Genomic DNA, 24045 nt, shown 5'->3' on the forward strand with positions numbered 1-24045 from the left:
ACCTACGAACCATCCATCTCCTCCCGCATGAACCGCGCGAAGCGCGGATCGCCGAGATGCGCGACGTTGACCCGCATCATCGGCGGACCGGCGGCGCCCTCCGGCAGGAAGAGACCGCCCGGCGCGATCAGGATGCTGCGCGACGCGGCCCGGCGCGACAGGGCGTCGAGGTCGCACGCCTCCGGCAGGCCGCACCAGAGGTAGTAGCCGCCGCGGGGCTCGCCGAAGACCGGCAGACCGAGGCCGTGCAGGACCGCCCGGCCCTGGAGCGTCGCCGCCTCGATCCGGCCGCCGAGGCGGCGCAGGTGGCGGCGGTAGCGCCCGCTCTCGATCAGCTCGTGGACGACCCGCTCGACGAAGCCCGAGCTGTTGACGCTCGTCACCATCTTGAGGTCGCGCAAGGCCTCCCGGACGTCGCGGCGCGCCGCGATGTAGCCGCAGCGCAGGCTGGCCGAGAGGGTCTTGGCGAAGGTGCCGACGTAGATCACCCGGTCGAGCTGGTCGAGAGCGGCGAGCCGGGCCTGGGCCGCCGGCAGCACGTCGGCGAAGGGGTCGCTCTCGACGATCCGGAGATCGAGGGCGCCGGCGCGCTGGAGCAATCGGTGGGCGACCGGCAGGGTGAGCGAGCAGCCGGTCGGGTTGTGGGCGAGCGAGTGGGTGAAGAACAGCCGCGCGCCGCTCGCCCGCGCCATCGCCTCCAGGTGGGCGACGTCCGGCCCGTCCGGGTTGCGCCGCACCCCGACGATCCGGGCCTTGGCGAGCCGCAGCTTGCCGAACAGCGGGTAGTAGCCGGGCGAATCGACCAGCACCGGATCGCCGGGGGCCACGAACTGCCGGATGATCAGGTCGAGGGCGTGGTTGGCGCCGGCCGTCAGCAGCACGTCCTCCGGCGCGGCGTGGATCGCGCGCTCGGCCAGCCGCAGGGCCAGGCTCCGGCGCAGCGGCGGATAGCCGTCGGGGCTGCCGTAGCTCTCGCTCGCCGCGGCGAGCGAGGGCCGCACCGAGCGGCCGACCTCTGCGCCCTCCATCCAGGCCGGCGGCGGGCGCCCGTCGCCGACGCGCACGTCGTAGTGCCGGTCCAACTGCTCGCGCAGCAGCCAGACGCTGTCGACCGCCCGCAGCGGCACCGGGGCCGGGGTCGCGGCCGGCGCCGGGCGGCGGCCCGAAACGTAGAAGCCCGAGCCCGGCCGGCTCTCGACCCGCCCCGACGCGACGAGGCGCTCATAGGCGTGGACGATCGTGTTCTTCGACACCGCGAAGGCCGCGGCCGCCGCCCGGATCGAGGGCAGGCGCTCGCCCGGGCGCAGGAGCCCCCGATCGATCCGCCCGGTCAGCCCGGCGACGACCTGCTCGACCCGGGTCCGGGGTTCGGGATCCCCAATCGTATCCATCGGGGGAAGGGTACGGTCACTCCGGATAAGGTGCAAAGCGTTCCTTGCCGGAAGGAGACGGATGGGTACGGTGCCGGTAACGGGCAGGTTCTAACGGGCCCGGACGAGGGAGAGCGGCGCCCCGGCGACGGCCTCGACGGGCCGGCGCATGACGGGTCGACATGCGGGCGATCGCCCTCGTCCGGCGCGGACGGACCGCCCGATCGCGGCGCTGATCGACGAGACACCCCATGCCGAACACGACCCGGGCGAACCGCACCTCGCGCATCGCCGGCTTCCACAAGAAGAGCCCGCGCGAGCGCCTCGACCTCGTCGCCGCCTTCGCGGATCTGTCGGAGGCCGAGGTCGCGCACCTCGCCGAGTTCGGCAACCTCAGCCCCGACCTCGCCGACCGGCTGATCGAGAATGTCGTCGCCACGATGACGATACCGCTCGGCATCGCCACCAACATGCGGATCGACGGCGAGGACGTGCTGATCCCGATGGCGACCGAGGAATCCTCGGTGGTGGCCGCGGTCTGCAACGCGGGCCGCCAGGTCTACGAGGACGGCTTCACCACCTCGGTCTCCGGCAACCTGATGATCGCGCAGGTCCAGGCCGTCGGCGTCAGCGACCCGTACGCGGCGCGCCTGCGCATCCTGGAGCAGCGCGCGGCCCTCGGCGCTCTCTGCGACGCCTGCGACCCGGTGCTGGTGCGCCTCGGGGGCGGCCTGCGCGACGTCGAGGTGCGGGTGCTCGACAGCCTGAGCGGGCCGATGGTGGTGACGCACCTCATCGTCGACACCCGCGACGCGATGGGGGCAAACGCCGTCAACACCATGGCGGAGGCGGTCGCCCCCCACATCGCCGGCTGGAGCGGGGGCCGGGTCTACCTGCGCATCCTCTCGAACCTCGCCGACCGGCGGCTCGCCCGCGCCCACGCGGTCTGGCGCACGGACGCGATCGGCGGGCCGGAGGTGCGCGACGGCATCGTCAGCGCCTACCACCTCGCCGAGGCCGATCCCTACCGTGCTGCGACCCACAACAAGGGCATCATGAACGGCATCGACGCGGTGGTGCTCGCCACCGGCAACGACACGCGGGCGATCGAGGCCGGCGCCCACGCCTACGCCGCGCGCTCGGGCCGCTACACCAGCCTCACCCGCTACGAGGTCACGGCGTCGGGCGATCTCAGCGCCTCGATCGAATTGCCGCTCGCCGTCGGCCTCGTCGGCGGGGCGACCAAGCTGCATCCGACCGCGCAGGCCTGCCTCAAGATCCTCGGGGCGACGACGGCCGAGCGCCTGGCGCGGATCATCGCGGCGGTCGGCCTCGCGCAGAATTTCTCCGCCCTCAAGGCGCTCGCCACCACCGGCATCCAGAAGGGCCACATGGCGCTGCATGCCCAGAACATCGCCATGATGGCCGGCGCCGTCGGCGAGGAGATCGAGGCGGTGGCGCGCGTGCTGGTCGAGGGGCACCGCGTGCGGCTCGACGTGGCGCAGGAGGTCCTGGCCGGGATCCGGCGGGGGTGACGGGCAGTCGGGCCGCGGCCGGTCGGCTCGTCCCGTCCCATTCGCCACCTCATCCTGAGGTGCGAGCGTCAGCGAGCCTCGAGAGGCCTCCAGACGTCAGTGCGATCTTTGAAGCCCTCCTTCGAGGCCGCTGCAAGCAGCAGCACCTCAGGATGAGGTTGTGGGTCGGACGAGCGGAGCCGCTCAGGCCCGCGACCAGATCCGGACGAATATTACGCCTGCACTTGATAACGACAAAAACGGGAGGAGACCCATGCTCAAGATCACCCGCACCCGCACCCGCGCCGCGCGCCTCGCCATCCGCCTGCTCGCCGGGGCCGCCCTCCTCGCCGCCGCCGGCGCCGCCCATGCCGAGGTGACGGTCGTCAAGCTCGGGGTGCTCACCGACCTCAGCGGATTCGCCGCCGACTCCACCGGCGAGGGCTCGGTCGTCGCCGCGCGCCTCGCGGTCGAGGATTTCCGCAAGGAGCAGCCGAAGATCAGGGTCGAGGTGATCCAGTCCGATCACCAGAACAAGCCCGACATCGGCTCGGCCACCGCCCGCCGCTGGATCGCGGAAGGCCAGGTCGACGCCATCCTCGACGTGCCGTTCTCTTCGGTGGCGCTCGCCGTGCAGGAGGTGGTGCGGGATTCCAGGGCCGCGTTCATCGCCTCGGGCCCCGGCACCTCGGACCTGACCGGCCCGAAATGCTCGGCCAACACCGTGCACTGGACCTACGACACCTGGGCGCTCGCCCACGGCACCGCGCTCGCGCTGGTGCGCGCCGGCAAGACGAAGTGGTTCTTCCTCACCGCCGACTACGCCTTCGGCCACGCGCTCGAGGCCGATGCCGCGAGCGTGGTCAGGCAGCAGGGCGGCACGGTGGTCGGCGGCGTGCGCCATCCGACGGCGGCGGCGGATTTCTCCTCGTTCCTGCTCCAGGCGCAAGCCAGCCGCGCCCAGGTGATCGCGCTCGCCAACGCCGTCGGCGATACGGTCAACTCGGTCAAGCAGGCGGCCGAGTTCGGCATCACCGGCGGCGGCCAGGACCTCGCGGCGCTGCTGATGCAGCTCTCCGACGTCCACGCGATCGGCCTCAAGGACGCGCAGGGGCTCTACCTGACAGAGGGCTTCTACTGGGATACCAACGAGGGCACCCGCGCCTTCGCCGACCGCTTCGCTCAGGCGATGAAGGGCCGCCGGCCGACCGCCAACCAGGCCGGCGTCTATGCCGGCGCGCTCGCCTACCTGCGCGCGGCAGCCGCCGCCGACAGCACCGACGGGCGCACCGTCGTCGCCAAGATGAAGGCGGAGCCGACCAACGACCCGCTGTTCGGCGAGGGCCGGGTGCGCGAGGACGGGCGGCACATCCACCCGATGTACCTGTTCCAGGTGAAGACCCCGGCCGAGTCGAAGGGCCCGTTCGACTACTACAAGCGCGTGCAGACGATCCCCGCCGCCGAGGCGTTCCGGCCGCTGGCCGAGGGGCGCTGCCCGCTGGTCAAGGCGCCGTGATCGTCGCCCGCGGGTGGATCGTCGGGGCTGCGCCGACGCCTCCCGGGCGGCGTCATACGACGTCCGACTGATTGCTTCAGGCGATCCTGCCGGATCGCATTCGCCATGCGGAAGTCGGCTTCGCTCAGACGTGTGAAGCCTGCGGCTTCACCGCGCGGGCTGGTGATACGAGATCCGGAAGTGATCTTCCGGATCTCGTATCAGTGGTGCCCCGCCATGTGCCGGCCGATCACCGCGGTCTCGGCCCGGGCGGCGTCGGTCTCGTAGACGAGGCGCCCTTCCGACATCACCAGGATGCGGTCGGACAGTTCGAGGATCTCGTCGAGGTCCTCGCTGATCAGCAGCACCGCGGCGCCGCCGTTGCGCGCCGCCACGATGCGCGAGCGGATGTCCGACACCGCCGCGAAGTCGAGGCCGAAGCAGGGATTGACCACGATCAGCAGATCGACCGGGTCGGTCAGCTCGCGGGCGAGCACCGCGCGCTGCACGTTGCCGCCCGACAGCGTGGCGATCGGCGCCTCCGCCGAGGCGGTCTTCACCCCGAACCGGGCGATGAGATCGTGGGCGCGCCGGCGCATGGCGCCCTTGTCGAGCCAGATCGCGGGGCGGCTCTGCGCGTCGTCCCGGCGCCGGTCGAAGGCGCGAAATCCGATATTCTCGGCGACCGACATCTGCGGCGCGCAGGCGTTGCGCAGGGGCTCCTCGGGGATGAACCGGACGCGACGGGCCCGGCTCTCCGCCCGGGTCCCGGCATAGGGCGTGCCCGCCACCGCGACACGGCCGCCGGTGGCGCGGATCTGGCCGCCGAGCACGTCGGCGAGCTCCTTCTGGCCGTTGCCGGACACGCCGGCGATGCCGACGATCTCCCGCGCCTGGACGCGAAGGTCGTCGATGGCGATCCGGCGCAGGCCCGACGGGTCGGTGGCGGTGAGGCCTTCGAGATGCAGCACGGTGCGGGCGGGATCGGGCGCGCCGGAGCGGGCGGCCACGGTGCGCACCCGGCGCTCGCCCATCATCATCGCCGCCATGTCGTCGCGCGAGACCGCGCCGACCGCGCCGCCGCCGGCGAGGTGCCCGCGGCGCAGCACGCTGAACGAGCGGGCGAAGGTCTCGACCTCGCGGAACTTGTGGCTGATCATCAGCACGGTCAGCGCGCCCGAATCCGTCATGCCGCGCAGCAGGCCCAGCACCTCCTCCGCCTCGCCCGGCGTGAGCACCGAGGTCGGCTCGTCGAGGATCAGGAACCGCGCCTTGAGGTAGAGCTGCTTGACGATCTCGAGCTTCTGCTTCTCGCCCGCCGACAGCGTGGCCACCGGGCGGTCGAGGTCGAGGCGAAACGGCATCCCGGCCATGAAGGCGGCGAGCGCCGCCCGCTCACCGGCCCAGTCGATGAGGCGCGGCACGTCGGCCCGGGCGATCACCAGGTTCTCCGCCCCGGTGAGGGAGGGCACCAGGGTGAAGTGCTGGTAGACCATGCCGAGGCCGCGGGCTTGCGCCGCCTTCGGGCCCGCGATCTCGACCTCGCGGCCGTCGACGAGCACGCTGCCGGCGGTGGGCGCGTAGAACCCCATCACGCACTTCACCAGGGTCGACTTGCCGGCGCCGTTCTCGCCGAGCAGCGCGTGGAAGCCGCCGGCCTCGATCTTGATCGAGACGTCGTCGAGGGCCGCGAAGGCGCCGAAGCGCTTCGTCATGCCGACCGTCTCGAGCGAGAGGGCGCCGCTCATGCTCCCATCCCCTCAAGGATCGCCGCCGAGGTCGCGACGGCGCCGAACACCCCGCCCTGCATCGTCACCATCTTGAGCGCGGCCTCGTGGTTGCCCGGATCGGTCGCGGCGGTCGCGTCCGAGACGATGACGCATTCGAAGCCGCGATCGTTGGCCTCGCGCATGGTGGTGTGGACGCAGACGTCAGTGGTGATCCCGGTGAGGATCAGGTTGCGGATGCACAGCCGGGTGAGGATCAGTTCGAGGTCGGTGGCGCAGAACGAGCCCTTGCCGGGCTTGTCGATGATCGGCTCGCCGGGCAGTGGCGCGAGTTCGGGGATGATCTCCCAGCCGGGCTCGCCCCGCACCAGCACCCGCCCGCACGGGCCCGGATCGCCGATGCCGGCGCCGATCCGGCGCGAGCGCCAGCGCTTGTTCGCGGGAAGGTCGGCGAGGTCGGGCCGGTGTCCTTCCCGGGTGTGGATGACGGGGTAGCCCTTCGCCCGTGCCGCCGCCAGCAGCCGGCCGATCGGCGCGATGGGCGCGCGGGTGAGGCCGAGGTCGTAGCCCATGGCGTCGACATAGCCGCCCTTGCCGCAGAAGTCGGTCTGCATGTCGATGATGACGAGGGCCGTCGTCTGCGGTGAGAGGCTGCCGTCGAAGGGCCAGGGGTAGGGCTCGGCGGCGACGAAAGTGCCGGGGGCGGTGCCTGCGTCGGTCGCGATCGTGGCGATGCTCATGCGACCTCCGCGCCGCTGGTGTCGGGACAATTTTGTAGTAACATCGCGATCGTGACGATGCGCTTCGAATGGGATCCGGCCAAGGCCGCATCGAACCTGCGCAAACACGGCGTGAGCTTCGAGGAGGCGGCGCGCGTGTTCAGCGATCCGTTCGCTCTCACCCAGGCCGATCGCGTCGAGAATGGAGAACTGCGCTGGCTCACGATCGGCATGGTCGGATCGGCCGTGCTGCTCGCCGTGGCGCATGCCGACCGCGAGGAGGACGACAATGGCGACACGATCGAGATCATCCGCATCATCTCGGCACGACGCGCAGGGCGGTCAGAGCGGAAGCGGTATGTCGATGAAGCGTGACAGCATCGCGATCGATGCGGCCGACCTGCCCCCGCTCACGACGGAGCAGAAGGCCCGCCTCGAAGCCTTGGCTGCCCGGCCCGACGACGAGATCGATTACAGCGAGATCCCGCCGCTTTCGGATGAATTCTGGGCCACTGCCGTGCGGGGCCGTTACTATCGCCCGACCAAGACCTCGACGACGGTGCGCATCGATTCCGACGTGCTGGCCTGGCTGCGCGCGCAAGGTCGCGGCTATCAGACCCGCATCAATGCGATCCTGCGCCGCGAGATGCTGGCGGCGCTGAAGCGGGAGGGGTGACGCGCCACTCACTCCGCCGCTTCCTTGACGTCGGGCGCCGGCTCCGCCTGATAGCTCCGCGTCGGCGCCGGGATCCCGCACGAGGTCCCGTCGGTGATCGTCACCTCCGCCTCCCAGGGCAGCCGGTACCGGCCGGCGGCGAGGTCGTGCATGTAGGTGTAGGGGCAGTCGCCGGCACCGCCCTTCACGGCGGCGTAGCCGCGATGGCCGAGCTGGTAGATGTTGTTCTCCACCCCCCAGTGCCGGCGCGCCTCGCGGACGAGGTCCGGCCGCACCTCGGCGGTGATGATCTCGTCGGGCCGGCCGGAGGTGCCGTGGGCGATGATCGTGCCGTCGAAGTTGACGACCATGCCCTCGCCCATCGAGTCGAAGGTGCCGTCCGAGCCGCACATGCAGACGTTGGCGGTCACCATCAGGTTGCAGAAGGCGTTGGACTGGTTGGTGAAGCGCCAGGCCTCGCGGATCGGCGCGGTGTAGCCGGCGGTGCGGATCATGATCTCGGCGCCCTTGTAGGCGCATTCGCGCGCCATCTCGGGGAACATGCCGTCGTGGCAGATGATCAGCGCGATCTTCGCCCCCTTCGGCCCCTCGATCACCGGGATGCCGCGGTCGCCCGGCTCCCACGGCTCGACCGGGACCCAGGGGTGCATCTTGCGGTAGTAGAGCTTGAGCTCGCCGGTATCGTCGATGATGAGGCCGGAATTGTACGGGTTGCCGGCGGGGTTGAACTCCATGATGGAGAAGCAGCCCCAGATCCGGTTGTCGATGCACGCCTGCTTGAACGCCGCGACCTCCGGCCCGTCGAGGCGGCAAAGGATGTCGGGGTTGGTATCCATCGAGAGGCCGTGCAGGGCGTATTCGGGGAACACCACGAGGTCCATTCCGGCCATGTTCGCCCGCGCCTTGCCGACCATCGCGACGATGCGGGCGGTCTGGGCCGCGAGGTCGGCCGGGGTGGCGACGACCGGCAGTTGCAGCTGCACGAGGCCGATGACGACGCCGTTGGGCGCCTTGTTCAATCCGCCGAGGCCGTTCATGCGCGACTCCTGGAAAAACTAACGCGACAGGCCGAGCTCGCCCGGGGCGCCGGCCAGCGCCCGGTCGGGCGAGGAGGTGGCGACGAGGAGCGCGAGGGTGAGGACGTAGGGCGCGGCGTAGAACAGGTAGTAGCCCGACGAGACGCCGACCGACTGGAGCGCGGGCCCGAGCGCGCCCGCGCCGCCGAACAGGAGCGCGGCGCCGAAGCAGGCGAGCGGGTTCCAGCGGGCGAAGATCACGAGCGCCACCGCCATCAGGCCCTGGCCCGACGAGATGCCCTCGTTCCACGAGCCCGGATAGGAGAGCGACAGGTAGGCGCCGCCGATGCCGGCGAGAACGCCTCCCGCCATGGTGGCGAGCACCCGGACCCGGGTCACGTTGTAGCCCATGGCCCGGGCCGCCTCGGCGCTGTCGCCGGCGACGCGGATGACCAGGCCGGCCTTGGTGTTGCGGAACGCCCACCACAGCACGACGCTCAGAAGCGCGCCGACCAGGAACAGCACGTTGACCCGCAACGCCGCCTGCACCTGGGGCAGGTCCGACCAGAACCCGAACGGGATCGCCGGCAGCGGCGGCGCCGAGGGCTGGATGAACGGCTTGCCGAGGAAGAAGGCGAGGCCGGCGCCGAACAGCATCAGGGCGATGCCGACCGCGACGTCGTTGACCCGCGGCAGCGAGCAGATCAGCCCGTGCAGCAGGCCGAAGCCGGCACCCGCGAGGCCCGCCGCCGCGACGCCGGCCCAGGGCGATCCGGTCAGCACGGCCGTGGCGTAGGCCGCCATGGCGCCGAAGACTAGGGTGCCCTCGAGCCCGAGGTTGATCCGCCCGGCGCGCTCCGTGATCGTCTCGCCGAGGCTGACGAACAGGAACGGGGTTGAGACGCGGATCGCGCCGCCGAGCACCGCGAGCGGCACCGTCCAGAGGCCGAGATCCTGGCTCATAGGATTTGGCTCATCGGATTTGGCTCATGCGGCGGCTGCCTTCTTGGACGACCAGAGGTGCGGGCTGAAGACCTTGAAGCGCCCGTAGGCCGTCTCGCCGACGAGGAGGCAGAGGAAGAGCAGGCCCTCCAGCACCAGGATCGTCGCGTCGGGCAGTTGCATCCGGCGCTGGATCAGCCCGCTCGATGCCTCGAGGCCGCCGAGCGCGAGCGCCACCGGCGGGATCGCCAGCGGGTTGTGGCGAGCCAGGAACGCGATCAGGATGCCGGTGAAGCCGTAGCCGGCGGCGAGCGTCGCGTTGGCATTGCCCTGCACGGCGGCGACCTCGAAGAAGCCGGCGAGCGCCGCACAGGCGCCGCCAAGCGCCGTGAAGCCGACGATCAGGCGGCGCACCGGCAGCCCCTGGATCTGCGCCGCCCGCACGTTGCCGCCAGCGATCCGGGCGGAAAAGCCGAGCGTCGTGCGCTCCATCAGCAGCCAGGCGGCGAGGCAGGCGACGACCCCGACGCCGAGGCCCCAGTGCACGCCGATACCCGGCATGGCCCCGAGCATGTTGGCCTCGCCGACCGGCAGCGTCGAGGGCTTGTTGAGGCTCGTCGGATCCCGAAGCGGCCCCTCGATCAGGTGGTTGGCGAGCGCGATCGCGATGTAGGACATCAGCAGGCTCGCGATCGTCGCGTCGACGCCGCGATAGGCCTTGAGCGCCCCGACCGCGCCGATCCAGACGGCGCCCATGAGCATCGCGGCGAGCGCCATCGCGGCGACGACCAGGGGGGCCGGCAGGCCGGCGAGCGGCGGCGCGACGACGGCCGCCGCGAGGCCGCCGAGCACGATCGCTCCCTCGCCCCCGATCACCACCAGCCCGAGCCGGGCCGGCAGCGCGACGCAGAGGGCTGCAAACAGCAGCGGCGCGGCGCGCTGCAGGCTGTTCTGCAGCGCGAAGGCCGAGCCGAAGCCGCCGCGCCAGACGAGATCGACCAGCGCGGCCGGGGACTTGCCGAGCGCCAGGAGGAACAGGCTGAACAGCGCGAGGCCGGCGAGCACGGCGCCGAGCGGGATCGCCACAGCCTCGGCGCGGCGGGCGAGCCAGGCCAGCACCTGGATCACGGGCGAGGGCCGCCTGCCGGCGGCCGTCACGCCGGAGGGGGCGGCATCGGCGACCATGGCGGGATCTCCGGCACGAGTCGGGGAGCGGACCGGCATGTCGAGCGCGGCGTCACACCGATCCCCGCACCCCGGCCACGAGGTAGTTGGTGCCCTCCAGCTCGATCGCCTTCTCGGGCAGGCCCTTGCCGGCGGCGATCACCTCCTTGCCGGTATTGTCCTTGAGCGGGCCTTTGATGATCTCGTAGCCGCCCTTCAGCATCTCGGCCTTCACCGCGTCGGCGTTGCGGCGCGCGCCATCGCTCACCGCGGGACCGTAGGCGCTCATCTTGACGAAGCCGTCGGCGAGGCCGCCGCGCAGGAAGTTCGGGGGAGAGCGGCCGGCCTGCACGTCGGCGACGAAGCCCTTGTAGATCGGCAGCCAGTCCCACTCGGCCCCGGTGAGGTACTTCTGGGGCGCCAGCGGCGACTGGTCGACGTGGTAGCCGCACACGAAGGCGCCGCGGCGGGCGGCGGTCTCGACCGTCACCTTCGGGCTGTCGACGTGGCAGGTGATGACGTCGGCGCCGCCGTCGACCAGCGCGTTGGTGGCCTCGGCCTCCTTGACCGCGAGCGACCACTCGCCGGTGAAGATCACCTGGCAGGTGATGCCGGGATCGACGCTCTGCGCGCCGAGCAGGAAGGCGTTGACGTTGTTCAGGACCTGCGGGATGGGTTTCGCCGCCACGAAGCCGATCTTCTTCGACTTGGTCGTGTGGCCAGCGACGATGCCGTTCAGGTACTGCCCCTGCGCGATGTAGCCGAAATAGGAGCCGGCGTTCTTCGGGTCCTTCTCGGTCCACAGGCCGCCGCAATGCCGGAACTGTACCTTCGGATTCTTCTTCGCCGCGGCGATCACGAACGGGTTGAAGTAGCCGAAGGAGGTCGGGAACAGCAGGCCGGCCCCGTCGAGGTTGATCATGCTCTCCATGGTCTTGTCGACGGCGTTGGTCTCGGAGACGCGCTCTTCCTCGATCACCTCGAGGCCGGGCATCCCCTTCAGGGCCTTGGCGGCGACCGCGTGGGCCTGGTTGTAGCCGTAATCGTCCTTCGGCCCGACATAGATGAAGCCGACCGTCAGGGAGCCGGCCGCCCGCGCCCGGCCGGGCAGGCCGGCGAGGCCGAGGGCGGCCGCGCCGCCGAGAAGATGCCGCCGGGTGAGATCAGTCTTCGTCACAGCTGCGCGCTCCGCCCGGGAGAAATCCGTGCAGGGCAGAGAATAGAGCGGTGTATACCTGCGGCGAAGCATCGAAATTCGGCAGCGCAGGGGCCCCGGCGCACAGGGGCGGGCGGGGATTCGGGGCACCATCGCCCAATCGCGCGCCCGTGTATGCACAAATGCGCGCCAGCGCCGAGGATGGTTCCGGGCCGTCGCAGGGACCCCGGAACATATGGCCACGATACTCGACTTCGGAGCCGGCGCACGGACGGCTTGTCGTAAGCCACTTCCCCTTTCCCATACGACTGGAGCGTCAGCGGAAGAAGATCCGGAATCCAGCAGAGAAAGTGCCGCGACTTTTTGCGCTGGACCCTGGATCTCCTTCCACTTCGTTCCAGTCTTGGGGGACAGGGGAGGCTCACGACGAATCGGCGGCGCATGGGCGAGGAGGGGAGCGATAACGATGGCTCTTCTCGGCAGTAGCATGTATGCACGGGGGCCATAACGGCTTCCGATCGGGTGAGGGCGGCGCTTCATCCTCCCGGCGCATCCGGCACCCGGGGACCGTCCCAGTTCGCGGAGACCAATCGCGCCCGTGGCCCCCTCGAAGACCCGCGCCGAACTCCTCTCCGAGCGGATCGCCGACGAGATCCTGGCGGGCGCCCTGCCGCCGGGGCTGCACCTCGACGAGCAGGTGCTCGCCCGGCGCTTCAGGGTTTCGCGCACGCCGGTGCGCGATGCGCTGCGGCTGCTCAGCGGGACCGGGCTGATCGATATCAGGCCCCGCCTTGGCGCCACCGTCCGGTCGGTGACGACCGAGGAGCTCGACACCCTGTTCGTCGCCATGGGGGAGATCGAGGCGAGCTGCGCGCGCCTGGCGAGCCTGTGCATGACCCGGGGCGAGCGGGCGTCCCTGCGGGCGCATCACGAGGCGATGGCGGGGCTCGCCGCCGCCCACGACCGCGAGGCCTATATCGAGGCGAACCTCGAGTTCCACGGCCTGCTCTACGCCGGCGCGCACAACCGGACGATCGAGGATATCGCCCGGGCCCTGCGGCGGCGGTTGATGCCGTACCGGCGGGCGCAGTTCCAGGCGCCGGGGCGGCTCGCCCGCTCCCACGCCGAGCACGACCTCGTGGTCCGCGCGGTCCTCGCCCGCGACGCCGCCAGCGCCAATACGGCGATGCTGGTCCACATGAGCGTGGTCGAGGACGTGTTCGTCGACCTCGCCGAGGCCACGAGGAGCGAAGCCCCGGTGCCGGGCGGGGAGCGCGGGTCGTCCGCCGCGCGCCCTGCCCGAAACTCGCGCAACGACGTGCGCAGATGAGGCAGGCCTTTTCGCTCGCGTGCATACATGATGGCGCGGCGACGCCCGAGGGATCTCCATGCCGCGCAACCTCACCGTCCCCGCCGAGCCCGGCCCGCTGACGCTCGATCTCGACGCGACGGCGCTCGTCATCATCGACATGCAGCGGGACTTCCTGGAGCCCGGCGGCTTCGGTGAGAGCCTCGGCAACGACGTGTCGCTGCTCGCAGCCGCCGTGCCGCCGTGCCGGGCGCTGCTGGCGGCGGCGCGGGCCGCCGGGCTCCTCGTCGTCCACACCCGCGAGGGCCACGCCCCCGACCTCTCCGACGCGCCGCCCGCCAAGATCGAGCGCGGCGCGCCGAGCGTCCGGATCGGCGCGCCCGGGCCGATGGGCCGGATCCTGATCCGCGGCGAGGCCGGCCACGGCATCATCGCCGACCTCGCGCCCGCCCCCGGCGAGGTCGTGATCGACAAGCCCGGCAAGGGGGCGTTCTACGCCACCGACCTCGGGACGGTGCTGGAGAGCCGCGGCATCGCGAGCCTGATCGTCTGCGGGGTCACCACCGAGGTCTGCGTCCACACCACCGTGCGCGAGGCCAACGACCGCGGATACCGCTGCCTCGTCGTGTCGGATGCCTGCGGCTCCTACATCCCGGCCTTCCACGCAGCCGGCCTCGCGATGATCGTCGCGCAGGGCGGCATCTTCGGCTGGGTGGCGGACAGTGGCGCCGTGCTCCCGCTCCTCGCCCCGGCGCAGCGAGGAGCTTGAGCCGGCTCAATGCGGCGGGGCGGCCTCCGCGTCGATCACGGAGCTGAGGGCGGCGGCGACCGAAAGCAGCCGCGCATCGGCGTAGCGGGGTCCGACGAGCTGGATGCCGACCGGCAGCCCGGCAGGCCCGCGCGTGCAGGGGATGCTCACGCAGGGCCCGTGCAGCAAGGTCCACATCGCGTTGAAGACGTGGTCGCCGGTATTCTGCAAGCCCGCCGGCGCCTCCCCGGGGCTTGCGGGTGCCAGCACCGCGTCGAGGCCGCCGAACAGCTCCGGGAGCGCGCGCCGGCACTCCGCCGCGAGGTCGTGGGCGGCGATCATCTGTGCCGGGGTGATGCCCTTGGCGTTCTCGGCCCGCTCGACGAAGTCCTGCCCCAAGCGCGATCCCTGGATCAGGAACTCGTCGAGGAAGGCAGCGCGGCCCTCGCCGAACATGATGGTATCTTGCGCCTCGAACAGACCGCCGAAGGCGTCGGGCAGGACGATCTCTTCCACGGCGACGCCGGCCCGGCTCAGCCGCTCGGCGGCGGTGGCGAAGGCCGCCTCGCCGCCGGGCTCGATCCGCGACCAGTACGGCGTGCGGCACAGGCCGATCCGGAGCACCCGCGGATCCGGCGCCGGAGCGTCCCCGATCCCGTCGAGCCGGAAGGCCTCGGCGACGAGGGCGAGGTCGGCGACCGAGCGGCCGTACCAGCCGATCGTGTCGAGGGAGTTGGCGTAGACCTTGGCGCCCTCGCGGCTCACGCTGCCCCAGGTGGGCTTGAGCGCGTAGAGACCGGTGAACGAGGCCGGGCGGATCAGCGAGCCGCCGGTCTGGGTGCCGAAGGCCAGCGGCACCTGGTGGTCGGCGACCGCCGCGGCCGACCCGGAGGACGAGCCGCCCGGGGTATGGGCGGGGTTCATCGGGTGGCGCGTCGCGGCCCGACGGCCGGCGGCGGCGAACTCCACCGTGTCGGTCTTGCCGAGGATCACGCCCCCGAGCGCCCGCACCACGCCGACGCAGGCCGCGTCCTTCGCCGGGCGGTGGCCCTGCCAGTTCGCCGAGTTGTGGGTCGTCGGCATGTCGAGGGTATCGATCATGTCCTTCACGCCGAAGGGCAGCCCGTGCAGCGGGCCTTGGCGCGGGCGCTTGTCGGCCTCCCGGGCGGCCTTGAGGGCGGCGCGGGGATCGAGGTGCAGCCAGGCCTTCACGGCGGGTTCGCGGGCCTCGATCCGCTCCAGGCAGGAGCGCACCAGGGCCTCGCTCGTCAGCCGGCCCTCGGCGATGGCGCGCGATGCGGCGGCGGCGGTGAGGAAGCAGGGCTCGCTCATCGCAGGGGCACCCGGAACACGTGCGCCGGCTCGTCCTCCTTCGAGGCCTGGCGCGGGATCGCCAGCCCGGCCGCCGCCGTCTTGTCGAGGAGGAGGGCGAGGTCCGCCACCTCGGCGGGCGCGAGACCGTCGAGGCCGTAGCGGGCCGCGTAGCGCTCGGCCTCGGCGAGGTGCTCGGGGAGTACGGCGGGCGGGGTCGTGTCGGGCATGATCGGTTCCGGGGCGTACGGGGCGGGGTCGGGTTTGCGGGTGCGCCAGGGTGTCATCGCCTCGTAGCCTCGCGCCACGCGCAGCACCGTCGCCTCGTCGAAGTAGCGGCCGACGACCTGGGCGTTGAGCGGCAGGCCGCTCGCGGTGAATCCGGTGCAGAGCGACAGGGCCGGGTGGCCGGTGAGGTTGAACACCGAGCAGGCGGTGTCGCGGGTGAAGGCCGGCACGCTCCCGGGCTCGCGCAGGCTCGGGGCGACGTGGAAGGCGCCGGGGAGGAGCAGCGCGTCGACCGAGCGCACCAGCGCGTCGGTGGCGAGCGCCAGCCGCCGCCGCTCGCGCAGGGCCGCGAGGTAATCGACGGCCCGGACGCAGAAGCCGGCCCCCATCTTGGTCCGCAGGGCCCGGCCCATCTCCCTGCGCCGGGCGAGGAAGTCGGTTTCGTGGATCGAGAACGACTCGGCCCAGTTGATGGTCCAGGCGACCGCCTGGTAGGTCGAGAGTGCGGCCGGCAGCGACACCTCGCGCAGGATCGCCCCGGCCTCCGCGAGCCGCGCGGCGGCGTCGTCGATCCCGTCGCGGATCGCCGGATCGACCCCGTCGAGGTCGCGCACGATCCCGATCACCAGGCCGCGCACGCCCTCGTGGAGCCCCTTCCGGTAGTCGGGAACCGGGGCTGTCGCGCTCGACGGGTCGCGGGGGTCGAACCCGGCAGTGGCGCCGAGCACGATCGCATGGTCCTCCACAGTCCAGGTCAGGGCGCCGGTGTGATCGAGCGACCAGCAATTCGGCAGGCAGGCGGCGCGGCTGTTGCGCCCGAAGGTGGGTTTGAGTCCCTGCAGCCCGCAGGCGGCCGCCGGCAGGCGGATCGACCCGCCGGTGTCGGAGCCGAGCGCGAACAGGGCGGTGCCGCCGGCGACCGCCGCCCCCGCGCCGGTCGAGGAGCCGCCGGTGAAGCGGGCGAGGTCCCAGGGGTTGCGCGCCACCGGATACGGCAGGTCGTGATAGACCTGCCCGTCGCCGGTGCCGTACTCCCAGGTATTGAGCTTGCCCATCAGGATCGCGCCGGCGCGCTCCAGCCGCGCCACGATCGTGGCCGTCTCGGTTTGCGGGGCGCTGTCCTGCATCAGGCGCGAGCCGCCGGTCGTGGGCAGGCCGGCGACGTGGTAATTGTCCTTGATGCCGAAGGGGATGCCGTGCAGCGGCCCGCGCCAGCCGCCGGCCGCGATCTCGGCCTCGGCCGCCCGCGCGGCGGCGAGCGCCCGCTCGGCCAGCACCAGGATGTAGCTGTTGAGGCGCTCGTCGACCGCCGCGATCCTGGCGAGCATCGCCTCGACCAGCTCGACCGGGGACAGTTTGCGCGCGCCGATCAGCCGGCCGGCCTCGGCGACGGAGAGGGTGTGGAGCTCGCTCATCGGACCGGGGCCCTCTCCTTGCGCCACGGCGTGGCCGCCTCGTAGGACGCGGCGACCCGCAGGATCGTCGCTTCGTCGAACCGGTGGCCGACCACCTGCCAGGCCAGGGGCAGCCCCTCGGGCGTGAAGCCGGTGCACTGGACGAGGGCCGGGTGGCCCGACAGGTTGAACGGCGTCATCGCGGTCTCGACCGTGAAGGCGACCATCTCGTCCTGTCGGTCGAGCCGGGGCGCGACCCGGAAGGTGCCGAAGGTCACGAGCGCGTCGAAGCCCGAGAGGAGCCTGTCGATCCCGTCCGCCACCACCCGCCACTGGCGCTGGGCGGCGATGTAGTCGGCCGCCCGCTGGAGCGTGCCGCCATGCATCTTGTCGCGGAGCGCCGTGCCCATCAGGGCGGCGTCCGTGCGGTACTCCGCCTCGTGGATCGAGGCCGATTCCGGCGGGCCGATGAAGCGCGAGAGCCGGAAGCATTCGTCCGCCGGCACCGGCAGCCGCGTCTCGACGATCGTCGCGCCCAGGCCTCTCAGCACGTCGAGGCCGGCGTGAAGGGCCGCCGCCATCGCGGCGTCGGGGGCCGGGAAGCCCGGGCCCGGATCGGTCACGGCGGCGATGCGAAGGCCCGCCACGCCGCCCGCGAGGCACCGGGGATAGTCCGGCACCGGCACGTCCTCGGTCACCGGATCGGCGGGATCGTGGCCGGCGATGCCCGCGAGCACGAGCGCCGCGTCCTCCACCGTCCAGGTGAACGGGCCCGGGATGTCGAGCGACCAGCAATTCGGCAGGAGGCCGTGGCGACTGACCCGCCCCGGCGTCGCCTTGACGCCGACGACCCCGCAGGCCGCGGCCGGCAGGCGCACCGAGCCGGTCGTGTCCGAGCCCAGCGCGAACATCGCGGTCCCGGCGGCGACCGCCGCGCCCGCGCCGATCGAGGAGCCGCCGGCAAAGCGCGCGAGGTCCCAGGGGTTGCGGGTGGTGGGATGGACCGTGTCGCCGTACTCACCACCGTTGCCGGTGCCGTATTCCCAGGTCGAGAGCTTGCCGAGGAGGATCGCCCCGGCCGCCTTGAGCCTCGCCACCGGGCCGGCATCGCGGGTCGCGACGTGGCCGAGGCGCAGGCGGGAATTGGCCACAGTCGGCAGGCCGGCGACGTCGTAATTGTCCTTCACCGCGAAGGGCAGGCCGTGCAGCGGCCCGCGCCGTCGCCCCGCCGCGAGCTCCGCGGCGGCGATGCGGGCCGCTGCGCGGGCGCCTGCCGCATCGACGTGGACGTAGCTCGGCATGCGGGCATCGACCGCCGCGATCCGGTCGAGGAAGGCCTCGACGAGGTCGATCGGCGACAGCGCGCCCAGGCCGATGCGCCACGACGCCTCGGCGACGGTGAGGCTCCAGAGGGGGGCGTCGGTCATGGCGCAGCCTGCCGGGAGGAGGGGAGGGCGGTCACGCGACCACCACCTGGGTGAGGTCCTGCAGCCAGCTCTGCGCCTGGACGAAGCCCGTGACGTTGGGCGCGAGCGCCCGCGGGTTGAGGTCGTGGACGACGAAGATCCACATCGCGTCCTCCACCACCACCTCGTGGAGTTTCCCCAAAAGCGCGTTCTGTGCAGCGGGATCGAATTCCTGCTTGGCGGCCTTCGCCAGCTCCTCCGCCTTGGGGTTGTAGTAATTGCCCCAGTTGAAGCCCGAATCCTTCATGAACCGGCTCGCCGGACCGATCAGGCCGATATCCGGGTCCCAGTAGGCGAAGGAGTTGTTGATGCCGTGCCGGCCCCTGTTCTCGGGGGCGGCGGCGCCGAGGCGGCGGCGGGTGCGCAGGGTCTCCCAGTCCATCACCTCGAACTCGACCGCGATGCCGACGTCCTGGAGGTTCTCCTTGATGAACTCGTTCATCGGCAGCGGCTGCATCTGCCCGGAGCCGGCCGGCGAGATGATGATCCGCGCCTTGACCGGCTTGTCCCGGCTGAACCCCGCCTCGGCGAGCAGCGCCCGGGCGCGGTCGGGGTTGTAGCTGAGGTCCAGCGTCGGCTTGCCGTACCAGGGATGGCCCGGATCGATCATGCCTTTCGCGGGCGCGGCGAGCCCGCCGAGCAGGCTCACCAGCCCCTCGCGGTCGATCGCCATGTTGGCCGCCCGGCGCACCCGCACGTCGAGGAAGGGCGAGCCCTCCTCGAAGCTGAGCATGTAGGGCCAGATATGCGGGTAGACGTTGGTGACGATTTTCATCTTCGACTGGCGCAGGCGCGGGATCGCGTCGGGCGGTGGCGCCTCGACGAAGTCGACCTGGCCCGACAGGAGCGCGGCGACGCGCGAATTGACGTCCGGCATCGGGATCAGCACCAGGCGCTCGGATTTCGGGATCCGCGTTCTGTCCCAGTGGTCGGGGTTGCGCACCAGCTCGGCCCGCTCCCGCGCCCGCACGCTGTCGAGCTTCCACGGCCCGGTTCCGGAGGGTTTCTGGGCCACCTTGTTCCAGTCCCGGCCCATCTCCTCCCAGCGCGCCGGGCTCGACATGAACACGCTCGCCAGCGAGTAGGGCAGGACCGCGTCGATCACCTTCGTGGTGATCTCGACGGTGTGGTCGTCGATCTTGCGCCAGCGGGCGATGCCCCCGGTATAGAGGCTGCCCTGCGTCGCCTGCGGCAGGTCGAATTGCGGCGAGGCCTTGTCGAGCAGCTTGTCGAGGTTCCACACCACCGCGTCGGCGGTGAAGGCCGACCCGTCGTGGAAGCGCACGCCGGGGCGCAGGCGGAACGTCCAGACCCGCTTGTCCTGCGGATCGACGCTCCAGCTCTCGGCCAGCCCCGGCACGATGGTGGCGGCGCGGTCGCCGCGGGAGAGGTCCCAGCGGGTCAGGCCGTCGTAGAGCGTGATGCCCATGAAGCGCACGCCCTCGGCGCCCTGGCTCGGCTGGCCTGTGGTGAGCGGGATGTCGCCCGCCGTCATCGCGACCCGCAGCACCCCGGGCCGCGACTGGGCGCGGGCCTCTCCCCTCACGCCCAGCGACAGGCCGGCGGCGGCGCCGAGCTTGAGAAATTCGCGCTTGTGCATTCCGTGTCCTCGCCGGTGCCGCGATCGTCCCCGCCCGGGCGTGTCTCCCTTGTCCGGCCGGGCTCGCCCGCCGGCTTGTCGTCTCTTGGGAGAGCCTTCGAGCAACCCGCGTGCCAGGAAACCCGCTGGCAAGGAATCCTGTCCTGGCAGGCCTCGCCGCGCCGTCGTCCGGCGCATGCCCGCCCGCGCGGAGGCGCGTTGCAGGCTCTGACAAACTGGCTCTACAACTGAACCAAAGGCGCGCCGGCCAAGGCAGCGCCGCGGGAGGAAACCATGCCGTCACTCGACCGCCGCAGCGTGCTTCGCGCCGCCGGAACGCTGGCGCTCGCCGCCCCCGCGCTGATCGGCCGGGCCGATGCCGCCGCCTTGCGCCTGCGCCTGTCCTCGTCGCAGGCGAACGACCCGAAATTCGGCAACGGCCGCGTCTTCTACGACCGCCTCGTCGGCCAGTTGCGCCAGGACGGGCTCGACGGCCAGGTCCAGGTCAGCTTCTTTCCCGACAACCAGCTCGGCCAGGAGATCGACGTCATCAACTCGGTCAAGCTCGGCGTGATCGACATGATGGTGTCGGGCTCGTCGATCGCCGCGAACGTCGTGCCCCTCGTCGGCACCTTCGATCTCGGCTACCTGTTCTCGAGCTTCGAGCAGCAGACGAAGGCCTTCGAGGCCGGCGCGGCGCGCCCGGTCGAGGAGGCGCTGCTGCGCGGCGGCGGCATCCGCATCGTCGCCTGGGCCTACAATTTCGGCGCCCGCAGCGTGCTGTCGAAGAAGGCGGTGCGCAACCCCGACGACCTGGCGGGCCAGAAGATCAGGACGCTCCCCAACCCCGTCATCACCGAGTGCCTGCGCCTGATGGGGGCGGCGGCGACGCCCCTCGCCTTCGGGGAGATCTACACCGCGCTCCAGGCCGGCGTCATCGACGGGCTCGAGCACGATCCGCCGACCATGGTGGCGAGCAAGTTCTACGAGACCTCGAAGTTCTACTCGCTGACCCAGCACAATTTCTCGCCCCTAGCGCTCTACCTGAGCGACGCGACCTACAACCGGATGAACGCGACCTTGCGCGACCGCTTCCTCGACGCGGCCAGGAAGGCGGCGGTCGAGGTCCGCGCCCACGGCCTGGCGGTGGAGAAGGAGGCGCTCGCCCTCCTGCGCGACAAGGGCGTCGGGATCGTCGAGTGCGACCGCGCCGCCTTCCGCCAGCGGGTCGCGCCGCAGATGGAGGCGTTCCTGCGCAGCCGGCCGGAGGCGAAGCCGATCGTCGAGCAGATCCGCGCGACGGCGGCCTGACGGAGCGTCGCCGATGCACGCTCCGGCCACCCCCGCCCGCGGCGATGGGGTCATCGACGGATGGCTCCTGGCGCCCCTGCTTGCCGGCTCCGACGCCGTCGCGGCCCTCCTCCTCGCCGCCGACCTCATCGTCGTCGTCGGCTCGGTCGTGGCGCGCTCGCTGTTCGGAGCCCCGGTCGAGTGGTCGGACGACGTCGCCCGCGGGCTGATGGTCGGATCGAGCTTCTTCGGCGCGGCGAGCGCGGTGGCGCGGGCCGAGAATCCGGGCGTCGCCTTCTTCGTCGACCGGCTCGGGGCGGGCGCGCGGCTGCGCCTCGACGCGCTCGGTGCCGTGCTGGTGGCGCTGGTCGCCGGCCTCGTCTCATACAATGCCCTGCGGCTCGGCTGGCTCACCGCCGGCCAGACCACCGGCTCGGGCCTGCCGCTCGAATGGACCTTCCTGCCGATGGGCGGCGGCGCGCTCGTCATGACGGTGTTCGCGCTCGCCATCGCGCTGCGCCGGCCGGGACGCGACCTCGCCGAGGCAGCGGGCGCGCTCGCCATCGTGGCGGCGGGCTTCCTCGCCTGGAACGCGCTGGCGCCGGATTCGCTGCCCGATCCGGGCTGGTTCATGGGGATCGGCTTCGTCCTCGCCCTCGTCGGCGGGCTGCCGATCGGCTTCTCGATCGCGCTCGCGGCGCTGATCTACATCTGGGTCGACGGCAACCTGCCCGGCGTGATCTTCGCCCAGCAGATGGCCCGCGGCATCGACAACTTCGTGCTCCTGGCGATCCCGTTCTTCATCCTGGTCGGCTACCTGATGGAGGCGAACGGAATGTCGGTGCGCCTCATCGAGCTGCTCCAGCGCCTGGTCGGGCGGATGCGGGGCGGGCTCAACGTCGTCATGGTGCTGTCGATGGTGCTGTTCTCCGGCATCTCGGGCTCGAAGATGGCGGATGTCGCCGCCGTCGGCTCGGTGCTGGTTCCGGCGGCGCGCCGCTCGCGCCAGGATCCCGGCCAGGCGGTGGCGCTCCTCGCCGCCTCCGCGGTGATGGCCGAGACGATTCCGCCCTGCATCAACCTGATTATTCTTGGCTTCGTCGCCAACCTGTCGATCGGCGGGCTGTTCATGGCCGGCCTCATCCCCGCAGCCCTGATGGCCGCGGCGCTGATCGGCGTCTCGGTCCTGTTCGGCACCAAGGCGGCGATCGCCGCCGACCTGATGCCCGAGGGCGCGTCGCGCCGGATGTGGGTCGGCGCGGTCGTCTCGCTCGGGCTGATCGCGATGATCTTCATCGGCTTCAAGAGCGGGTTCGCCACCGCCACCGAGATCTCGGCCTTCGCGGTGCTCTACGCGATCGTCGTCGGCGCGGTGGTGTTCGGCGAATTGAGCTGGCGGGCCCTGGCACGGTCCTTCGTCCACGCGGCGACGCGCTCGGGCCTCGTCCTGTTCATCGTCGCGGCGGCGCAGGCGCTTGCCTTCGTGCTGACGCTCCAGCAGGTGCCGCACGCGCTCGGCGAACTGATGATCGGGCTGTCGCAATCGAGCGGCACCTGGCTGTTCCTGCTGCTCTCGATCGCGATCCTGATCGTCATGGGCTCGGTGCTGGAGGGCGCGGCGGCGCTGATCATCTTCGGGCCGCTGCTGGTGCCGATCGCCGGGCGGCTCGGGATCGATCCGCTGCATTTCGGGGTCGTGCTGGTGATCGCCATGGGGATCGGCCTCTTCGCCCCGCCGCTGGGCCTCGGACTCTACGGCGCCTGCCTGATCGGCCACGTGCCGATCGAGCGCACGGTGCGGCCGATCCTGGGCTATCTCGGCCTCCTCTTCGCCTGCCTGCTGCTGATCGCCTTCGTGCCGGTCCTCAGCACCGGGTTGCCGCGGCTCCTGGGCTATTGAGGGATCTTGTGAGGGATCTTGGGCCATCGAGGGAACGACGATGAAGCTGCTGCTGACGCACACGCCGCGCATGCGCGAGCAGTATTACGGCGCCCGGGCGCTCGGCGAATTGCGTGGCCTCGCCGAGGTGGTGCTGCACGAGGGCGACGATCCGCTCGACGCATCCGCCCTGGTCACGGCCGCAGCCGGGGTCGACCTTGTCGTCTCCGACCGGCTCACCCCCGGTCCGGGCGAGGTCTTCGACCGGCTGCCGCGGCTGCGGGCGTTCCTGCGCTGCGCCGTCGACATCCGCACCATCGACGTGCCGGCGGCGAGCCGGGCCGGCGTGCTGGTGACCCATGCAGCACCCGGCTTCGTCGCCTCGGTCACCGAGCTGGCGCTCGGCTTCATGGTCGATCTGTCGCGCGGCATCTCGCGGGCGACGCGCGAATACCAGGCCGGCCGCGCCCCGGAGATGCGGATGGGCCGCCAGCTCGCCGGCAGCCGCCTCGGGATCATCGGCTACGGGGCGATCGGCCGGAGCCTCGCGGCGATCGCCGCGCATCTCGGCATGGAGGTGCTGATCTGCGATCCCCACGTCGCGGTGCCGGCGGACCGGGGCCGGCAGGTGGCGTTCGAGACGCTGATGGCTGAGGCCGACATCGTCGTGTGCCTGGCGGTCGCCACCGAGGCGACCGAGAACCTGATCGACGGGGCGGCCCTGGCGCGGATGCGGCGCGACGCGGTGTTCATCAACCTCTCGCGCGGCAACCTCGTCGACGAGGCGGCCCTGGCGGCGGCGCTCACCGAGGGCCGGATCGCCGGGGCGGCGATGGATGTCGGGCGCGCGCCCGACCAGATGCCCTCGCCCGCCCTCGCGCGCCTCGGCGGCGTGATCGCGACCCCGCATATCGGCGGCCTCACGCCGCCGGCGATCGAGGCGCAGGCCCTCGACACGGTGGCGCAGGTGCGCGCCATCCTGGCGGGGGAGGTGCCAACCGGGGCAGTCAACGCGGAGCACTGGTCGCGCCGGCCGTGAGCGAGGCACCGACCGGGATCGGC

General features: G+C 71.7%; 20 protein-coding genes. 9 read left to right on the forward strand and 11 right to left on the reverse strand.

The features are described 5' to 3' along the window. Positions 1-2: 2 nt before the first annotated feature. The gene (locus ACS5PV_RS17120) at positions 3-1391 is read right to left on the reverse strand and encodes an aminotransferase-like domain-containing protein (protein WP_455396542.1); all 1389 of its coding nucleotides are present in this window, start codon (positions 1389-1391) and stop codon (positions 3-5) included. Between the two features lie 230 nt (positions 1392-1621). Between ACS5PV_RS17120 and ACS5PV_RS17125 the strand changes: the two genes are divergently transcribed. Next, a complete protein-coding gene (locus tag ACS5PV_RS17125; RefSeq protein WP_455396543.1) occupies positions 1622-2905 on the forward strand; it encodes a hydroxymethylglutaryl-CoA reductase, degradative in 1284 nt (427 codons plus the stop codon). Between the two features lie 253 nt (positions 2906-3158). Beyond that, positions 3159-4400: an ABC transporter substrate-binding protein gene (locus ACS5PV_RS17130; protein ID WP_455396544.1), complete on the forward strand. Its 1242-nt coding sequence runs from the start codon at positions 3159-3161 to the stop codon at positions 4398-4400. Between the two features lie 200 nt (positions 4401-4600). Here ACS5PV_RS17130 and ACS5PV_RS17135 read toward each other — a convergent pair whose 3' ends face one another. Both ACS5PV_RS17135 and biuH read right to left on the reverse strand, forming a co-directional pair. Continuing rightward, positions 4601-6127: an ABC transporter ATP-binding protein gene (locus tag ACS5PV_RS17135; RefSeq protein ID WP_455396545.1), complete on the reverse strand. Its 1527-nt coding sequence runs from the start codon at positions 6125-6127 to the stop codon at positions 4601-4603. Continuing rightward, positions 6124-6846: a biuret amidohydrolase gene (gene biuH / locus ACS5PV_RS17140; RefSeq protein ID WP_455396546.1), complete on the reverse strand. Its 723-nt coding sequence runs from the start codon at positions 6844-6846 to the stop codon at positions 6124-6126. The genes ACS5PV_RS17135 and biuH overlap by 4 nt, the downstream gene beginning before the upstream one ends. Before the next feature lie 51 nt (positions 6847-6897). Here biuH and ACS5PV_RS17145 point away from each other — a divergent pair, with 51 nt between their 5' ends. Together ACS5PV_RS17145 and ACS5PV_RS17150 are read left to right on the forward strand one after the other, a co-directional pair. Continuing rightward, the gene (locus tag ACS5PV_RS17145; RefSeq protein ID WP_455396547.1) at positions 6898-7200 is read left to right on the forward strand and encodes a BrnT family toxin; all 303 of its coding nucleotides are present in this window, start codon (positions 6898-6900) and stop codon (positions 7198-7200) included. Continuing rightward, complete coding sequence (locus ACS5PV_RS17150; RefSeq protein WP_455396548.1) at positions 7190-7501, forward strand: BrnA antitoxin family protein; 312 nt, start codon at positions 7190-7192, stop codon at positions 7499-7501. The genes ACS5PV_RS17145 and ACS5PV_RS17150 overlap by 11 nt, the downstream gene beginning before the upstream one ends. A gap of 8 nt (positions 7502-7509) precedes the next feature. On the opposite strand, the gene ACS5PV_RS17155 is transcribed toward ACS5PV_RS17150, so the two are convergent. From ACS5PV_RS17155 to ACS5PV_RS17170, 4 genes are read right to left on the reverse strand one after another with little or no spacing between them, the layout of a single operon-like run. Then, positions 7510-8538, reverse strand: a complete 1029-nt coding sequence (locus ACS5PV_RS17155) for a formamidase (RefSeq protein ID WP_455396549.1) — start codon at positions 8536-8538, stop codon at positions 7510-7512. 18 nt (positions 8539-8556) lie between these two features. Then, on the reverse strand, positions 8557-9480 hold the full coding sequence (locus ACS5PV_RS17160; protein WP_455396550.1) for an ABC transporter permease: 924 nt from the start codon (positions 9478-9480) through the stop codon (positions 8557-8559). A gap of 24 nt (positions 9481-9504) precedes the next feature. Continuing rightward, positions 9505-10644: an ABC transporter permease gene (locus ACS5PV_RS17165; RefSeq protein WP_455396551.1), complete on the reverse strand. Its 1140-nt coding sequence runs from the start codon at positions 10642-10644 to the stop codon at positions 9505-9507. A gap of 52 nt (positions 10645-10696) precedes the next feature. Next, positions 10697-11800, reverse strand: coding sequence for a BMP family ABC transporter substrate-binding protein (locus ACS5PV_RS17170; protein WP_455396552.1), 1104 nt, complete (start codon positions 11798-11800; stop codon positions 10697-10699). Positions 11801-12377: 577 nt separating this feature from the next. Here ACS5PV_RS17170 and ACS5PV_RS17175 point away from each other — a divergent pair. Together ACS5PV_RS17175 and ACS5PV_RS17180 are read left to right on the forward strand one after the other, a co-directional pair. Continuing rightward, positions 12378-13109 (forward strand): GntR family transcriptional regulator, encoded by a 732-nt coding sequence (locus ACS5PV_RS17175; protein WP_455396553.1) that lies wholly within the window; start codon positions 12378-12380, stop codon positions 13107-13109. A 58-nt stretch (positions 13110-13167) separates the two neighbouring features. After that, the gene (locus ACS5PV_RS17180) at positions 13168-13857 is read left to right on the forward strand and encodes a cysteine hydrolase family protein (RefSeq protein ID WP_455396554.1); all 690 of its coding nucleotides are present in this window, start codon (positions 13168-13170) and stop codon (positions 13855-13857) included. 6 nt (positions 13858-13863) lie between these two features. Here ACS5PV_RS17180 and ACS5PV_RS17185 read toward each other — a convergent pair whose 3' ends face one another. The 4 genes from ACS5PV_RS17185 to ACS5PV_RS17200 are packed head-to-tail and all read right to left on the reverse strand — an operon-like array spanning position 13864 to position 19835. Beyond that, positions 13864-15168 carry an amidase gene (locus ACS5PV_RS17185; protein ID WP_455396555.1) on the reverse strand — a complete coding sequence of 435 codons (1305 nt, stop codon included), beginning with the start codon at positions 15166-15168 and terminating at the stop codon, positions 13864-13866. Beyond that, positions 15165-16790, reverse strand: coding sequence for an amidase (locus ACS5PV_RS17190; protein ID WP_455396556.1), 1626 nt, complete (start codon positions 16788-16790; stop codon positions 15165-15167). The genes ACS5PV_RS17185 and ACS5PV_RS17190 overlap by 4 nt, the downstream gene beginning before the upstream one ends. Beyond that, positions 16787-18196, reverse strand: a complete 1410-nt coding sequence (locus ACS5PV_RS17195) for an amidase (protein WP_455396557.1) — start codon at positions 18194-18196, stop codon at positions 16787-16789. Before ACS5PV_RS17195 ends, ACS5PV_RS17190 begins: the two co-directional genes overlap by 4 nt. 31 nt (positions 18197-18227) lie before the next feature. Continuing rightward, positions 18228-19835 (reverse strand): ABC transporter substrate-binding protein, encoded by a 1608-nt coding sequence (locus tag ACS5PV_RS17200; RefSeq protein ID WP_455396558.1) that lies wholly within the window; start codon positions 19833-19835, stop codon positions 18228-18230. Between the two features lie 273 nt (positions 19836-20108). Here ACS5PV_RS17200 and ACS5PV_RS17205 point away from each other — a divergent pair, with 273 nt between their 5' ends. Genes ACS5PV_RS17205 through ACS5PV_RS17215 form a run of 3 tightly spaced genes read left to right on the forward strand, consistent with a single transcriptional unit; the run spans position 20109 to position 24022 of the window. Beyond that, positions 20109-21125 carry a TRAP transporter substrate-binding protein gene (locus ACS5PV_RS17205; protein ID WP_455396559.1) on the forward strand — a complete coding sequence of 339 codons (1017 nt, stop codon included), beginning with the start codon at positions 20109-20111 and terminating at the stop codon, positions 21123-21125. A 13-nt stretch (positions 21126-21138) separates the two neighbouring features. Then, complete coding sequence (locus ACS5PV_RS17210; RefSeq protein ID WP_455396560.1) at positions 21139-23004, forward strand: TRAP transporter large permease; 1866 nt, start codon at positions 21139-21141, stop codon at positions 23002-23004. A gap of 40 nt (positions 23005-23044) precedes the next feature. Further along, entirely contained in the window at positions 23045-24022 is a 978-nt protein-coding gene (locus ACS5PV_RS17215; RefSeq protein WP_455396561.1) for an NAD(P)-dependent oxidoreductase, read from the forward strand. Positions 24023-24045 lie beyond the last annotated feature (23 nt).

This window comes from Methylobacterium sp. Gmos1 (genome assembly GCF_053764715.1).

Coding starts and splice junctions, on each gene's coding strand:
- ACS5PV_RS17120 (WP_455396542.1), bottom strand. CDS start 1,391: ATGGATACGATTGGGGATCCCGAACCCCGGACCCGGGTCGAGCAGGTC.
- ACS5PV_RS17125 (WP_455396543.1), top strand. CDS start 1,622: ATGCCGAACACGACCCGGGCGAACCGCACCTCGCGCATCGCCGGCTTC.
- ACS5PV_RS17130 (WP_455396544.1), top strand. CDS start 3,159: ATGCTCAAGATCACCCGCACCCGCACCCGCGCCGCGCGCCTCGCCATC.
- ACS5PV_RS17135 (WP_455396545.1), bottom strand. CDS start 6,127: ATGAGCGGCGCCCTCTCGCTCGAGACGGTCGGCATGACGAAGCGCTTC.
- biuH (WP_455396546.1), bottom strand. CDS start 6,846: ATGAGCATCGCCACGATCGCGACCGACGCAGGCACCGCCCCCGGCACT.
- ACS5PV_RS17150 (WP_455396548.1), top strand. CDS start 7,190: ATGAAGCGTGACAGCATCGCGATCGATGCGGCCGACCTGCCCCCGCTC.
- ACS5PV_RS17155 (WP_455396549.1), bottom strand. CDS start 8,538: ATGAACGGCCTCGGCGGATTGAACAAGGCGCCCAACGGCGTCGTCATC.
- ACS5PV_RS17160 (WP_455396550.1), bottom strand. CDS start 9,480: ATGAGCCAGGATCTCGGCCTCTGGACGGTGCCGCTCGCGGTGCTCGGC.
- ACS5PV_RS17165 (WP_455396551.1), bottom strand. CDS start 10,644: ATGGTCGCCGATGCCGCCCCCTCCGGCGTGACGGCCGCCGGCAGGCGG.
- ACS5PV_RS17180 (WP_455396554.1), top strand. CDS start 13,168: ATGCCGCGCAACCTCACCGTCCCCGCCGAGCCCGGCCCGCTGACGCTC.
- ACS5PV_RS17185 (WP_455396555.1), bottom strand. CDS start 15,168: ATGAGCGAGCCCTGCTTCCTCACCGCCGCCGCCGCATCGCGCGCCATC.
- ACS5PV_RS17190 (WP_455396556.1), bottom strand. CDS start 16,790: ATGAGCGAGCTCCACACCCTCTCCGTCGCCGAGGCCGGCCGGCTGATC.
- ACS5PV_RS17195 (WP_455396557.1), bottom strand. CDS start 18,196: ATGACCGACGCCCCCCTCTGGAGCCTCACCGTCGCCGAGGCGTCGTGG.
- ACS5PV_RS17200 (WP_455396558.1), bottom strand. CDS start 19,835: ATGCACAAGCGCGAATTTCTCAAGCTCGGCGCCGCCGCCGGCCTGTCG.
- ACS5PV_RS17205 (WP_455396559.1), top strand. CDS start 20,109: ATGCCGTCACTCGACCGCCGCAGCGTGCTTCGCGCCGCCGGAACGCTG.
- ACS5PV_RS17210 (WP_455396560.1), top strand. CDS start 21,139: ATGCACGCTCCGGCCACCCCCGCCCGCGGCGATGGGGTCATCGACGGA.
- ACS5PV_RS17215 (WP_455396561.1), top strand. CDS start 23,045: ATGAAGCTGCTGCTGACGCACACGCCGCGCATGCGCGAGCAGTATTAC.